The following is a 15,051-nucleotide window of genomic DNA, read 5'->3' as shown; positions in this document are numbered from 1 at the left end:
TTAAATATTAAAAACAGGATATTGTGATATAGGTTTATCATTTAAAAAACATCTATAGTACTCCAGAATAAATTTATAAAAATCAGATTTATATGAAATTAGTGCATCGAAAAAGAATTTGTGATAATCTTTGTTTTTTTCATACTTCAACCTGAATTCATTATTGACTACCAGAAAATCTGATTCCTTACATTGTCCGTAATTAATTGACTTGCGAACCTGAGCGTCTATAATACACCTAAATGGCTCCATCAAATCACAAACCAAAGACTTTCTCTTATACCACGGTCTGTGATAAACGCCAATGTATAAATCAAAACCAAACATTCTAGCAAATGTTTCCATATAGTTAAAAAGGATTGTGTACCCTATATCCAAAGTGGCATTGATAAAATCCAATCTTTTGCGCGGTTCCCTTGATGACCAACTAAACTTGTGATAATAAGCTGTAAAAAAAGCCTTTGCCGCTGAGCCTTCTATCCCAAGTACGTCCTTATAATTACCTGCATTTGGTAATGCCTTTTGTAATTTTTTACAAAGCAGGACAGACTGCACAGTCAAGTCATCAAGCATCCTAGTTTTCAATAATAATTTAATTTGATTTGCAATCTTGTTTTTTACTATCAACTGAGCTATTGAAATATTATCAACAGAAAAAGCATACTGCCTTTTTCTCAACATATAATTAGCTTCAGAAGACAGATACCAAAAGAATACAGGCCTTAGATTTGCCTTCATGACAACTAAGGCAATGTTAAACTTTCTGCAATTATCTATCAATGGCGTAGTTATAGAAATATCTCCAACAACGAATAGAGCCAAGATTTTTTGGAATGGCATTTTTGTAAGAGTGACAGACTTGCCAGAGACCACATCATCTTTTTCCAAAAAAAGCTCGCCATTACTAACTCTCAATGTTCTGTGTTCAATGCAATTCAAGACAAAAATTGTCCTGACATCAACACTTTTCTGAGAAATCATAATTAGGCATAAATAAATGGCAGCAACATAGCACGATTCCAAATATCTTCTTTATTTTTCAAACTGCTTAATGAAACGGCCCTGCTATCTACATATTTTTTAAAGAACTGCGATTGCTTTTTTAAATCATCTAAAATAAAATTGTATTTGGCATGAAATTTATTTTGATTATTTACCAATGCATAACACTGAATAATAGGCAATGCCAAAGTTTTAATAACAAATCCATTGTCCTCTTTTAATAAATTTTCTATGGCATCGCTAAAATACTTTTCCACGACAACTTTATTTAAAGAACTGTTTTCCATCCATTTTGCTATTCCTTCCCATTTCTGTATTAATGGAAACGGGTACTCGCTGTTGTAACTATCTAATTTCGTCAAGTCAACAGCTGGCAATTTGGTTGAATTATTTACGCACAATTCTAATGCACGTAATTTACAGTATGACAATAAAATCCAAACATTTTTAAAATCACAAATCTTGCCATAATCTTCCGCACTTTTTCCGCTTTGTTCTTTAAAACAATCGCGAGCATTTGCTATATCTCTTTGTCTGTGATAAATAGTAAACAAATATGAAGCAGTTTTAGAAGCGGTTGTAATTGCATAATCCTTTGAATATTCGAAATCTTCCTTCGCCTTGTCAAAATTATCAACGTAAGCATAAGATTGTGCAAGTGTGCCAATAATTGCAGCAGTTGGCTCATCTTTATTCACATCAGTGTTTCCAAATATTCTAGGAACATCATTCGTTATTTTCTCCTGACAAGCCCACAAATCATTAAGGTCTTTAACAGCACTGTCAAAATCGTAAGCATTAAATTTAATCTGTGCATCCCTTAAAGAAAAACTAATATATTTTTCCCATTTTCTAAGTAATCTGGTTTCAGAGACAGTTCCAAGTTCAGAAAACATAGCTAAGACATCTGTCCTCTTAAATGGTGATTCAATTTTAATCTCTCCGATATGAGAAAAATACTCAGCAAAAAGCACGGTAAGCTCTATGCGCTTATTTAATGGAATGAGCTTGCAACCAACATTAACGTACTCATTTATAAAAATGTTAACTAAACTTTTAACATTAACAAGATAACCATGAAAGGACCTTTCAGAAATTTCAAATTTCAGCAGATCATAAAACATATCCCATACAATAAGATAGCTATCTGAATTTTTTCTTAGCCTTTCAAATATTTTTTTAGCAATACCAATGCTGGTAAAAATATGATTTGAAGCCTGTTGGAATACAAGTGTCATCGCCATCAAAGGATTTTCTTCAACATACAGGACAGGGTCTCCTCCACTAGTAAATTTACTACATGAGCACCCAACTATTTTTTTATTAACAACGTTTGCCCCCCTACCTAATATTCCACAAATAATATCAGCAACATTGATAAAAAAAGAACTAGTATCATTGGAAAAGCAGATTTCAATCTTAATATCTCTCTCTGCCTCTATATGATGAACATATGATTTTATCTGCTTGGCTAAATCCACATGGTAACTTTTATACCGCAGATAACGTTCATCACTCTCAGACGCTAATAACTTCTTACTATAATCATCGTAAGGCAGTCCAAACACTATGTCCTTTCTAGAGTCTATTAATATTTGGACTTCATCTCCCTTATTCAAAGCATAAGTTGTTAAATACTCTGTGATAACAACTGTAACAGCTACGAGCCACCAATTCTGATTATTAGCATACAACGCAGGTTTGCCCCTGGAAACATATATGCTATCAGCCAGAGGTAAAAAAATATTCTTGCAGGCCTCTTTGTTCCCTTGACTCAAACCACAATAATGAAACCGATCACCTCCAATAAGATCATTTTTGTTGTTTGGCGCAACATTCCCAAAGCCAAAAGAGACATATGATTCCTTATATTTTTCCTTGAGTTCTAGTTCATTATGCAATATAGAAACACCGCAGACAAAAGAATTGTCATCTGCAGACATGTCAAAAGAACCCGTTTCATCTAAAGCAAAAAAATGTTTCATATCTAAGTTATTTATTATCAACTAGTGTTGTTGCTAGTTCGTATGCCTTAATACACTCAGCAGAAATCAAATAAGCCGCATTATCATCACCACTTTTTATGTATTTACGTGGATTGTCATCGTACTCTTTTGAAGTATCAAATCCGCATACGTGGCACCTTATAATATCCTTACCGTCAGTTTTATCCCTTTCCAACCAAACAGACTTTCCATCTGGGGTCTCAATTTTTTTAGCATTAGGGAATTTTCTTAAATCAGGTGCAAATTGTCTATCGTTAATAGCACCACAGCAAGGACATGTCTTTGATGTTGCAGCAGCATCCACAAAGAATACGATTCCAAACTGATTCTTAATTTTCCCTTTTCCTACTGCTACATTATCATAATTTTTCATAGCCCTAAAAGCAGGTACAAGGTGCAAGATATGAGAACTATCCTGCTGTATCCGGAATAATTTCTTTAACAATTGCATTTCAAAAAAATTATAAAGTCCAAGACCTGCATATTGTTCAACATTAATACTTCTACCTGCCATACCCTTCTTAATACCAATTGGCACCCCGCTAATCCCCAAAACAATTTGGTCTTTAAATGGCTTTGACAAATCTTCTAATGAAATATAGACCTTATAATTATACTTTTTAAGAAGAAATGCAATTACACCAACCATATTTGCAACCACACCAGACTTTAGATTATCAGCTGGTTCAAGTTCAATAAGCTGGTCGATTTTTGACTTCACATCTTCCCCTTGCTTCTCCAAGTTCTTTAGTTCCACAAACTGTTTTAGCATATCTGAAATCCTATCGATAGGTAAAGTATCTTTTAATTCTGCTACTGCAGCTCCAAAAAATGGAACAAGTCCTTCCTCTCCGTTTTGCTTATCTACAAAATTGTCAATAATCAAATCACTGGTCTGATTATGAGAATACCATTCTAGAACTCTGCCTGGGTTTGTCTGCATTTGAAATTGAAGTTTGCGGATATATGCAAGCTGTTGGAGTTTTATTTGTGTCTTATTAGGTTTTACATAATTTCCCGAATTGTCTTTAACCTTTACCTCACTTAAATCCACTAACACTTTCTCTCTTTTTTCCTGTCCATCAATAACAATAGTGGTTTCTACACGTAAATTTGATAAATCCAAAATATTGCGCTCTTCCAGGAATTTATGCTCCCACTGTTTTTTCTCATTATTAAATAATCTTGTATATATTCTGAAACCGCCCTGTATTTTTTTATCCTGATCAATGACACAAAGTGTTGCAAGTTCATTTTGTCCTCTGTCAATTCCAAAAACATAAAATTTCTCTTTAGAAATATCTTGCTTTTTGAGTTTAGTTTTTATGGTAACATTACCCAAACTTGACAACCCACCTAACCCCTCTATAAATTTTTGTTCATCAGTTTTTCCCAATAATCTATCATGGAAATCCTTAACAGCAATTTCTTGCTTTTTATCATCCTTATAATTATCTATTTGTTCCCTAACTGATACATAACTACCACCTTGAGGAATGTAATCGCATAAAAAATGGGCAATCATTTGGAAACGCGAGTAACGCTTGTCTCCTTTATCAGACATAGGATAATCAGGAGTAGGTTTGCGGTAAGACACTCTAAATTCAGGAGTTAAACGCCATGGAGAATTACCGTCAAATATAGAATTCCAGTCTTTAGTAAATTGATTGCTTTCCGTTTTACTCTCCTTTATAATATCCTGATTAACAATTGGCAACAATAAGCATTTCTTGTTTTTTACTAACTCTTCAAGAGCGTCTCTGCTCAAGATTCTGTTTTCTAATTCATAGCCATTAGCATCTACTTCTTTCTTGATTTCCTCAAAGTTTTTTCCTTTAAAGTTCAAATTAAACTCATAATTCCATCTCTTCTCACTTATAAAACTTATCCATTCCTTTATATTCCTTTCCTCCTTTTCTTTATCGGAAAGAGCCGGTTGTTGAATATTACTAACATTATTATATATCCCACGCGCATTATTCTTCATTAGTTCCGCCATTCTCTTTTTCCTTAATTGTTTAGCAATAGTGCGCGACGTGATAGAATTAACAAAATAGCTAACATATCCATCTCCATTACGGTCCATTTTGTCATAAATTCTGTCTTGCTTATCCAATGGCACCTCTTGTAACAACACATATTTATCTCCTGTTTTATCCTCTATAATGGCCGCATAATGAGTAACTTTATTCTGTTCGGCTGCACCTGTTATCTTATCTCGCATAGTTGCAAATAGCTTTCCCTCTTGCATTACAGTCTTTTTATATATTTGCGTTAAGTTGTAATACTCAGCTATTTCATTCCTTAATCCCCCTCTAAAAAGGCCTATTTTTTGTTTTGCAATTTTGAAACCGTCAGAATCTTTTTTGCTGTCAGCCCAATCAGATATTGATTTTTTGTACCCCTGCCCGCTCCCGCCAAAATCGTCCCATTTTATTTCATTAGACAGAGCCTTGATTTTTTTTACAATGGATTGTTCATCAGAAGGGTTTCCATACTCCAAAGTAGATATAAGAGCATTAAGTTCTTGAAGTTTAGCATATAACAGAAAATGAACGTTATTAGGTTTCACATCAAAAAAAGTATTCAAGAATTTCTCACATGCAGCTACTGGCAAATCAATTTCACTGTGATATTTAGCCTTTGCTAAACTCTCCCAAGCAAAATCAAATGCAACCTTTATTGGGTATGCCTCAATATTAAATTTATTTTTATCTGTCAACTCTTCATAATCCTTTGCAGGACTTTTAGCTTGTCCAATACCTCGCAAAAAATCACTTAATGATTCCTCGGTTTTATTTAAATCTTTGCTCAATTCCTGAGCAACTTCTCTGTGTACTATGACAGGAATTGGTTTGTACTTAAACATAAGCCCCTTTTTAACAACATTAGCTCCACTACTCTTCATTAATTCAATCTTTTCTTTTGCCGGCATGTTCTCCAAGCTGTTTTCAAAGAATAAATAAGATTTAAAACTCTTTAATATTGAATCTAAGCCTAACTGAACGATTTCACCTTTAATGCTGTTATCTGTTGAATTAGGGTCCTTTATAGCTGTCTTAGGATTTAGGGTCGCCCGGCAAAATGGGACATTGCCTCCATTTTCCTCAAAATATTTCTTTTGCTCAGCGATGCTAGTGAGCAAGTCATTTTTAGACTTATAATCTGTCGCAAATTTTATTAGTTTTTTGTTATCAGCTCTAGAATCGTCCAACTTATTTATTTTTGGAAAACTAATTTGACCATAACACAATGGTTGGAGCGTATCACAAACAATATTTACCAGAGATAAAAACATTTTTCTAAGTTCAACTTCATCAGGCTTATTATCTGTCCTGTTTATTTTTATAGCTAACTTAAATCGTTTTATTTTCTCCTCTACTACCGAATATTTTTGAGATGCGCTGACCAAATTGTCTTTCCAATAATTCAATATATATTGCAACCTCTCAACACCCAAGATATCCTTTGTATCTAATTCAGATATATTTATTATCCTTGAATTAGGCATTCTTTGACCTCTGCCATCTTTCCAAAAGCCATCAAACTCTATCTTTTTACAAAGAATTTTATAGTAATCCTTGTCCAATGCAACTTGATCTTTTCTATAATATACTTGCTGCCAATCCAATAGGAAAGCTCCAATTTGTTTAAGACATATATCAATTTTATCTAGTGATAACTCAAGATTTGACTTATCACTAGAAGAAACACTTTTTTTAATTCTTTCTTCTGAGATTTTAACCAAATCACCCAACTCTCTGTGACTTACATATATTTCTCCATTATACCCTTCCTTTTGAATTTTCGTTTTTTGCGTTAACCCAAAACGCAAAGTTTTTGAAATCTGATAGTTATTTACAATGTTTTTCATATCAATAAATTATTAAATTAATTATCTTCCTACTGAGATAAGTTTCCATCCCACGATTTCTTTCTTTTTATTATAGCTCTTTATGGCAATACCATTAACTTGCATTCCATCAGCTAATTGCATCTTGCTTACCAAATTGCTGTCAACAAAATTTTCATCCACAAATCCAAAACCGTTGCCCGCCTTTATGCTAATAACTCCTGAGACTGCGCGATAGAACGATGTCTTTAAAGGATCAAGCTTTGATTTTTCCCCCCAGGCAATTTTACTTGGAGCTTCTTGATTAATTTGTTGAAAATCCACATTATACAAATCGCCCTCTTTCATTTCCTGGTTTATGATTCCAGTATACCTGAAAAAGCCGCTCCTATCATCTTCAGTTAAAAAACTTGCAAACCCCTTAGTTTTATTTACATAGGTAATCAAAACTGTTATGCTATCTTTTGCAAAAAGAAGATCATCTGCTTCAGATGAATGTGAATTGTAAAAATTAACATTATTCTCAAGCAACTTAGCATCTTTATACCAACTTTGAGTTTTTGCATTTTCCTCTTTCCTGTCAATCTTTTGCCAATTCTGCATTCTCGTTTTTGAAGAAATACTGAACTCGGTTTTAGCCTCATCATAAAAGCCCTTTTCAGCCATTAGTTCTGCGACTGAATCTCTTAGGTTAACTATCATTTCTTCTTTGTTTCTACACAATAGCCCTTTGCAATAACAAGAAAGTGCCATATCATCATCTCTATGCCTGAATGAATCGCCCAATACCTGCCATGGCCAAAACACTTTTGACTTTGTTTTAACAAACGGTATTAACAAATCGGCAACTTTATCATTCTTATGAATAGCTAGAAGTACCTTAGCTTTAAAATATATCGGGTACTCATAATCATGGTGATTTTCAATTAAATCACTCATTTTAGGTAAAAATGTTTCTGCTTTTGCTGTAAATTCTTTAACCTTATCTTTATCCTCAACTGCCTCATAATGAGAAATATTAGAAATCAGACAGTCAGAATAAGCTATGTAGAGCTGCTCTGCAAATGACATTATATTTTTACCGTTATAAGATGTCTTCTTATAGTCTTCCGGAAGAAAAAAATCCAAACCTACAGAGTCAATTATTTCACAATATTTCAAATCTCCCTTAAAACTTTTATGCAACATCTTGACATAAAAGCTATAACCTGTAGAAGGCTTAGTGATGTATAATTCAGATGAATAATTCAAAAGCGAATCAAGCTTTTTTAGCTTTTCCTGATCCAATAAATCAGCTTGAGAATTAAAAATAGCACTCACCCATTTGCCAAACGCCCATGGAAGCTGATTGTAAAGCATTTCCTCTTCAGGAGGCATGTTAAGAGATATTATATCCTCTAATCTGCTAATGAAGTCACTAGAGTTTTTGTCAGCTATTGCTTTTTTCATTAAATCATAGCACACCCACGCAAAATCTCTCTTAAGCCAAATATCATCATACTCATCCTCAGCCAATAACTCTTTGGATAAATTGTACGCTTCTTCAAGCTGGCCTTGCTTTCTTAAACTTCTTACTTTATTAGAAGAATCAAAATCACTCATATATTGAATTGGTATTAATTAAAATGCTCAATAAAATTCTGTAAAGCAGCATCATCTGTTCCCAAAGTACTTTTAGGCTGAGCATAAGTATAAACATGTTTTTTATTGTAGAAAAATTCTATATATGCAGAATCTGCCTCCGTTTGCAAGTAATAAATATCGCTCCAATCTTTTTGCTCAATATTTAAAACTTTTACATCACACTCTTTGGCAACATCCATGATATTATCATGCATAACTTCTTGGAAATCAGACTTTGGCTTAAAAGGCAGAACTCCGTGATAAATTATAGACTCACGACAGATATTTTTACAAACATCAACAAAATCGGCATCATTGCTATTGAGAATCATAATTTTACCAGAATATGATTTATTATTATACCAAAGTGTTAATTTGCAAAGCTTTTCATCTTTCATAAATGCCAGAATATGCTGATAGGCAGCAATCCTACTCTCCGTGCAATTAATATCTTGCTTCCGAGCTATCCTCTCAATATTCTTAAATCTATAATCCAAAAAATTCTCACCATCGGGGACGAAGAAATTAAATTGGCTTGCATTACATTTAACAATTGGCTTAAATTCAAATTGATCTACAGCAGAAAACTCAGGAGAAGACATGTGCCATAAATACTTAGTGGCCCTAGTAACAACAGTATAGGCCCACCTATAATACATTTCCGTATTTTTCCCCATTAGAGCATTCATATCCGCAAAGACATAAGCCCACTCTCCACCTTGCGCCTTGTGGCAAGTGATTGCATAACCATACTTACATTGCAATGCATTATAGTACGGATCATTTTTTATCCTGAGCCTAAAACTTTCATCTTTTGGTTTTAAACCTATAGCCCTCATACGTTGCTCAAAATCAGCCCATAGAGCCTTTTGGATAGAAATAGGCACAGCTCCACATGAATCAACTAAAAAATCATCCAGGATATAAGTATCAAAAGAAGAAAAATCTTGACCGCAAATAGTGACTTTCCTGAAAGTCAGTTTAATTTTTTCTTTTCCCACAAAAGGATTATGCACTTCAACTTTACTTTTAACATCTTCTGCCGTTACAATAGTACCATTGAATAATTCAAAAGGATTACTGTAATTATTTTTTGTTATTAAGAGTAAATCTCCTGCTGTTATAGTTTGCTGCTCACTGCCATATTTGATTTCTCTGATTAATTTATTGTAATGGAGGGCAACAGAATTAGAGTGCGTAATTACAATTATATCGTTAATCGAATTGCCAGAAAGGATTTTTTTGTATTCGTCAATAAAATTATTAGGCTCTAAGCAACAAACATCATTGCTGTCAGAAATTCTAAACTTATTAAACTCCTTACGATTAATACTATCGCGAATAAGAAGAGAATTTTGATAAATACCGCTGGAAGAGACTTGCCTAACTACCTCATTCAGAGTAGAAGATATAATCTTAACATTGTAATGTTCTGTCAAATAATCTGCATCAAGAGCAGGAGAAATATTTTGAAACACAGGGGGCAACTGAGCATAGTCACCCACAAAAACAATTTTTCTATGGGAACCCAAGAGGTTACAATACAAGAATAAATCTTTTAGAAGAAAACCGGAGCCAAAACGAAACATATCTCCATCTGAATAAACGTCAGAAATCATTGATGCCTCGTCAATAAAGTAAACACTGTCTATAGGATCAGTATTTTCTTTTAACTTAAAAATCAAAAAATCATCAACGCTATCTAGTTCATGTTCAACTCCATATATGGTTTTATGAATAGTAGCAGACAGTTGATTCAATCCTGTCTTTTTCCCAAGGATTAATGCCGCCCTCCCCGTAGGTGCCATCAATCGAAAATTGCGTCTACCTCCAAGAATATTTATAAACTGCTTCAAGAGAGTTGTTTTACCAGTACCAGCAGAACCCCTAAGAATAAAGACTTGCTCTTTTTTATTTAAGAACGCTTCAAACTCCTGAATAGCTACCCGCTGATCACTAGTAAAATCCATAATTAATGAAATATAACCGCTTTATCTCAACTGCCTCCTTAGCAGTTTCGCCTCCCTGGACGGCTTTGGCCTTTCTAGTGTCCTCAAGATTGAAACACCAAGCCATCCATGCATCATGAGATGAAAACATCGGGTCCATTATTTGTTGAACCATTGGATCGTATGCCTTTGCTTCCCGCCACGGCAACTCCCTCATACTCAGGACACTCTTATAAAAATTTATACCATTATTATTATTACGATTCACTCTAATGGCCTTAAACTTAAAGCGCGTTTGCTTGGGATCATTTTCATTTGCATAAACAGCAAAAATGACCGGGCAAACTTTACAATTGTAAAGAACAACAAACAAACAATGATTTCTGTGATAGAAAGCAGAACGCATCAGCAAGTATGAGGCGTATAATCCCTTATCTAGCACATGTTTTCCACGGAACTTCCTGCTGTCCGGCAACTCATAGGTAAAATCATCGGCCACAGTTTCATCCACAAAAAAAGCTGGATTTTTGAACGCTATTGCACCACCCAAATTACAAGCGGGAGCTTGCAGCAACTCATCCTCTTCCGAAACCCCGGGAGATTCAATATAATCTACTATTTCTATATCCTTGTCAAAGCCAGGGATATTAGTGATGTTTTTCATAATTCACTCAAATTTAGTAAAAAATCAGGAAACATAAAATAAAGACCACTATATTCATCCTGGCTATCATTCTCATTTTCAATGTCATCATTTTTAAAATATGATTCTTCCCTAATGGGGAGTTTTTCTTTTCTATTTTTGTCATTCATAATCTCACAACATTAATCCCAAAGAAGACCAGCATCATCAACATAGGGATCTAAACCATTTTCATCGCCAGAATACTTTTCAACTTTATCTCCATGGCATCTCGGACAAATGATTGTATCATTCATCTACTCTAAACGTACCACCGCATTCGCACTTCAAATTTGCATTTAGCTCATCATAGTCGCGTTGCGTCTCTTTTCCACATTTATCACAGTATAGAAAGGCACAACTCATTCCTACACCTTTTCTTGCAAATATTTCTCCGCAGGAAAGACATTTATAATAAATCCGCTGACCCATAATTAAATAATATTAGAAGTTTAACTTATTGTAATTTAAATATTTACTCAAATTTGACATATTTCCTGTCCAGAATTATTTTTTTTGCCATTGCCCTACCGCCCGTCACACAATAAAACTCAGCCAGTGGGCCAGGCACCTTTGCGTAAAACGCCTCCCTAATCCTGGAACACTTCTCATTAATTGAATTCTTGGTTGGATTCACCAAATCATCCAAACTTCTGGAAATAATTATTGGATGCTCTCTATTGCTGATGCTTTTATATATTCCCGACAGTTCTTTTTTATATTTTGGCAAGTCCTTAAAAGCTATGCCTTTAGGGTGCTTTAGGAAAAGGATGTACACGGCCTTTGGCAGCGGAGACAACTCAACTTCTACATTGTCATAACCGGGAAGGAAAATGCGAAAGTCTTTGGTTATAACTACGTTGCTGAATGTCAAATCCAAACGGCACAACTTTTCTATCTCATCTCCGCCAATTCCCAGCTCCTTAAGTTTACTGACCCTATCTTTTATCTCATCGGCAATCCTCTGTGCTTCAGCAGAAAGCGTGCTAATTTTTCTGCTGCATGCAGGTAAATTACTACTCATAGCTCTTGTCTAACAAATTGTTAAACAAAAGTATTAAGCAGACAAATTGAGATTAGATTTTTGCAAGCCTTGCAAAACTTGCGGGCTACACAGATTAAACAAGAGACTTATCTAAAGATTACAAGCTTCCTGTCAAGAGTAATTACCTTAGTTTCTCCACGTTTACCTGTAATAAAATAATTTCTAGCAATAGACTCACTAAGCCTATACATAAAAGCCTCTCTTATTCTCGAGCATTTTTCATTTAATGAATTAGAGCACGGATCTACAAGACTATCAATACTTTTTGAGATATCATCAAGATTCTCACGACCGCTGATAGACATGTAAATTTTTGTCAGTTCATCTCTATAATCAGATAAATTCTTGAACGCAATTCCTTCTGGATGCTTAAGAAAGAGAATGAAAAGAGCCTTTGGAAGAGGCGACATCGGAATTACGGCATTATTATAATCCGAAAGAATTATTCTGTAATTTCTAGTAACAACAAGCCTGCTAAGTTTATCAGGCGTATTAAGTAAACTTATTATAACGCCCTTCCCCACACCCATTTGCAGAAGTTTATCAATAGATTTTTTTAACTCATTTAAAAGAATTCTCTCTTTTTCTATATCAAAACTACCTCGGTCAACTATTTTCGGGCCAGAAAACTCATCTTTCTGCTTTTGTTCTTTTTCAAAGGCAAAGGTGGAAACCACTTCATTAGCAATAGCCTCAACAGAAGCTTCTTTTTGACGCTTTATTTCCTCCTTTATATTTTTTTCTTCTTCTCTTTCTTCGTCGGTTGGTATAGGACGAAATCGCACTACACCATCATATTTTTGAAGACCAGTTAGGTAGTAAACAATTTGCGAGTGCAAAGTAGCGCCGCCTTTTTTAACGGGTTTAAGCTCATAATATGAGAACCTGTAATAAGACCTGCCGTCAATTTCTTCTACACAATTATAATCTTCTCCATCGTCATCCAAAGCACATTTATAATGGATAAAAGATGGACGGATATTATCAGGGGTGCATTTGCAAGGACGCGGTAATTTTACTGCGTATAAATCTTGGTATGCATCTGTATATTGCACAATTCCGACATTGTGCAAATACTTCAATATAACATCATAGCTTAGTTTACCAATTTTCCTATTAATATCATATTCACTTATTTGTTCTCCATCATAAGTCAAATTTTTTGACAGATCTAGCGCAATGGCGGGAAGATAGCGGAACTTGAAACCTTTTTTTTCAAAGAGTTTTGACAGTTCTACAAAATTTTCTCTAATATATTTATTATGAGGCTCATCATATTCATTTTCTAGGTAAATAATTTCATCGGCAGCTGGTTCAAAAGGAATATCTGTACTTAAGAAAATCTCTCTATGAATAGTTTCCGGATATTCTTTTCTACAAGTTTTAACCTCTTGTTTTTCTTTCCATTCGGAAGTACCAGGGAAAGGTTTCAAATCATTTGGAATTTGATAAGTAAATTCATCATAAATCTTATCCGCTATATACGGAATAAAAAAAATTGAATAGGACAAATACAAAATGATAAAGACTCCAATTGCAGAAAGCACTTTCAATGTTACATTTATAATTCTTTCAGTGCGATTCCAAATCCGGTATTTGCTATTACACTTAAGAGGACCTTTAACTGGCTCTGTAAAAGCCTCATATAATACAGAATTTATATCACCAAAGTCATCGTCGCCAATCAAAATCGCCGTAGCAAATATTGCGTACACTATTAAAATTATCCACCACATAACTTATTCAAATTTTACAAGATTTCTATCCAGAGCTATGACCTTAGGCTCACCGCGTTTGCCCGTTACAAAATACTTTGATGCAAGAGATTCATCAAACTTTGAGACAAAGGCTTCTCTGATTCTGGAACATTTTTCATTGATGGAATTCTTGGTTGGATCCGTCATATCAGCAATGCTTTTTGCCATATCTCCAATGTCTTCCTATTACTGATAGTCAAATAGATACGCTCAAGCTCCTCTCTATATTGGGAAAGCTCCTTAAACCTTATTCCGTCGGGATGCTTAAGAAAAAGAATAAAAAGCGCCTTAGGCAGCGGAGAAAGTTCTATCTCCATATTATTGTAGTCAGGCAAAATGATTCTGTAATCCTTGGTAATCACCATACTGCTTAGTTTTTGGTCTGAATGAAAAAGCTCTTTGATTACCATCTGGCTCACGCCAAGAACTCTTAAACGGTTTATACGCTCTTGTATTTCTCTTGTAATTTTATCTGCCTCGCCTCTGGAGAAACCGTAATCAGCGGTTTCATTCCTTGGCACATCGTGTTCTTCTTCACATGATGCAACAGCATCTTCATAGTACTGATAATCAATTCCACGAAAGTACGTATACAGGGCGTGAAACGAATTATTAAATTTGGTTTCCTTAAATTCATAATAAGAGAAAACATACTTATCATCCTCTTCACCAATATACTTGATTAAACCACATTTAATCTCAGGAGAGCCAGGCAGGAGGCAAGAAAGAATCTTATTATAAGTCAGTTTGCTTACATCTATTGGTCTGGCGTGACTACTCAAGTTTGGCAAATAATACCTGACAGCATCAAGAGCATTTAAGTGTTTATAAGTCTCAGGGAAAAAAGTTAAACGATAACTGGCCTTGTCCTCTTCACAATCACCTAAGTCCTGAAGCCAAAAATCAAAATTAATGCTGAGTTGTTCATTAACTTCTTTATAATAACTTGACTCTATGTAAATTATCTCGTTTCTATCCGGTGTAAAAGGCAGACCTTTGCTAAAATATACATTAGGCAGGGTCAGCTTTTTAGGTTTTAAATATTTTTCATAAAAGGCCCGAGACTCTTCACTGCCTCCGAAAAGTTTTTCTATATCAGTCATTAAGTTTGGGATAGTTTAAATTTCAGCTGGA

Annotated in this window: 11 protein-coding genes; all 11 read right to left on the bottom strand. The window is 34.5% G+C overall.

Annotation, left to right across the window (positions count from 1 at the left end):
* Complete coding sequence (gene cas1 / locus LKM37_05060; GenBank protein MCI1720370.1) at nt 1-981, bottom strand: type V CRISPR-associated endonuclease Cas1; 981 nt, start codon at nt 979-981, stop codon at nt 1-3.
* Nucleotides 982-983: 2 nt separating this feature from the next.
* Nucleotides 984-2,987: a hypothetical protein gene (locus tag LKM37_05055; protein MCI1720369.1), complete on the bottom strand. Its 2,004-nt coding sequence runs from the start codon at nt 2,985-2,987 to the stop codon at nt 984-986.
* 7 nt (nt 2,988-2,994) lie between these two features.
* Nucleotides 2,995-6,882 (bottom strand): transposase, encoded by a 3,888-nt coding sequence (locus LKM37_05050; protein MCI1720368.1) that lies wholly within the window; start codon nt 6,880-6,882, stop codon nt 2,995-2,997.
* Nucleotides 6,883-6,903: 21 nt separating this feature from the next.
* Nucleotides 6,904-8,463 carry a hypothetical protein gene (locus tag LKM37_05045; GenBank protein ID MCI1720367.1) on the bottom strand — a complete coding sequence of 520 codons (1,560 nt, stop codon included), beginning with the start codon at nt 8,461-8,463 and terminating at the stop codon, nt 6,904-6,906.
* A 14-nt stretch (nt 8,464-8,477) separates the two neighbouring features.
* Entirely contained in the window at nt 8,478-10,454 is a 1,977-nt protein-coding gene (locus tag LKM37_05040; GenBank protein MCI1720366.1) for an AAA family ATPase, read from the bottom strand.
* Nucleotides 10,441-11,097 carry a hypothetical protein gene (locus LKM37_05035; GenBank protein ID MCI1720365.1) on the bottom strand — a complete coding sequence of 219 codons (657 nt, stop codon included), beginning with the start codon at nt 11,095-11,097 and terminating at the stop codon, nt 10,441-10,443. Before LKM37_05035 ends, LKM37_05040 begins: the two co-directional genes overlap by 14 nt.
* Nucleotides 11,098-11,364: 267 nt before the next feature.
* Complete coding sequence (locus LKM37_05030; protein ID MCI1720364.1) at nt 11,365-11,547, bottom strand: hypothetical protein; 183 nt, start codon at nt 11,545-11,547, stop codon at nt 11,365-11,367.
* Nucleotides 11,548-11,590: 43 nt separating this feature from the next.
* Nucleotides 11,591-12,139, bottom strand: a complete 549-nt coding sequence (locus LKM37_05025; protein MCI1720363.1) for a hypothetical protein — start codon at nt 12,137-12,139, stop codon at nt 11,591-11,593.
* A 107-nt stretch (nt 12,140-12,246) separates the two neighbouring features.
* The gene (locus LKM37_05020) at nt 12,247-13,896 is read right to left on the bottom strand and encodes a hypothetical protein (GenBank protein ID MCI1720362.1); all 1,650 of its coding nucleotides are present in this window, start codon (nt 13,894-13,896) and stop codon (nt 12,247-12,249) included.
* Nucleotides 13,897-13,899: 3 nt separating this feature from the next.
* Complete coding sequence (locus LKM37_05015; protein ID MCI1720361.1) at nt 13,900-14,085, bottom strand: hypothetical protein; 186 nt, start codon at nt 14,083-14,085, stop codon at nt 13,900-13,902.
* Nucleotides 14,061-15,020 carry a hypothetical protein gene (locus tag LKM37_05010; GenBank protein ID MCI1720360.1) on the bottom strand — a complete coding sequence of 320 codons (960 nt, stop codon included), beginning with the start codon at nt 15,018-15,020 and terminating at the stop codon, nt 14,061-14,063. The genes LKM37_05015 and LKM37_05010 overlap by 25 nt, the downstream gene beginning before the upstream one ends.
* Nucleotides 15,021-15,051 lie beyond the last annotated feature (31 nt).

This window comes from Bacteroidales bacterium (assembly GCA_022647615.1).
GTDB lineage: Bacteria > Bacteroidota > Bacteroidia > Bacteroidales > UBA932 > Egerieousia.
The sequence above is the reverse complement of the archived record's forward strand: the minus strand, read 5'-3'. Positions and strand labels throughout refer to the sequence as shown.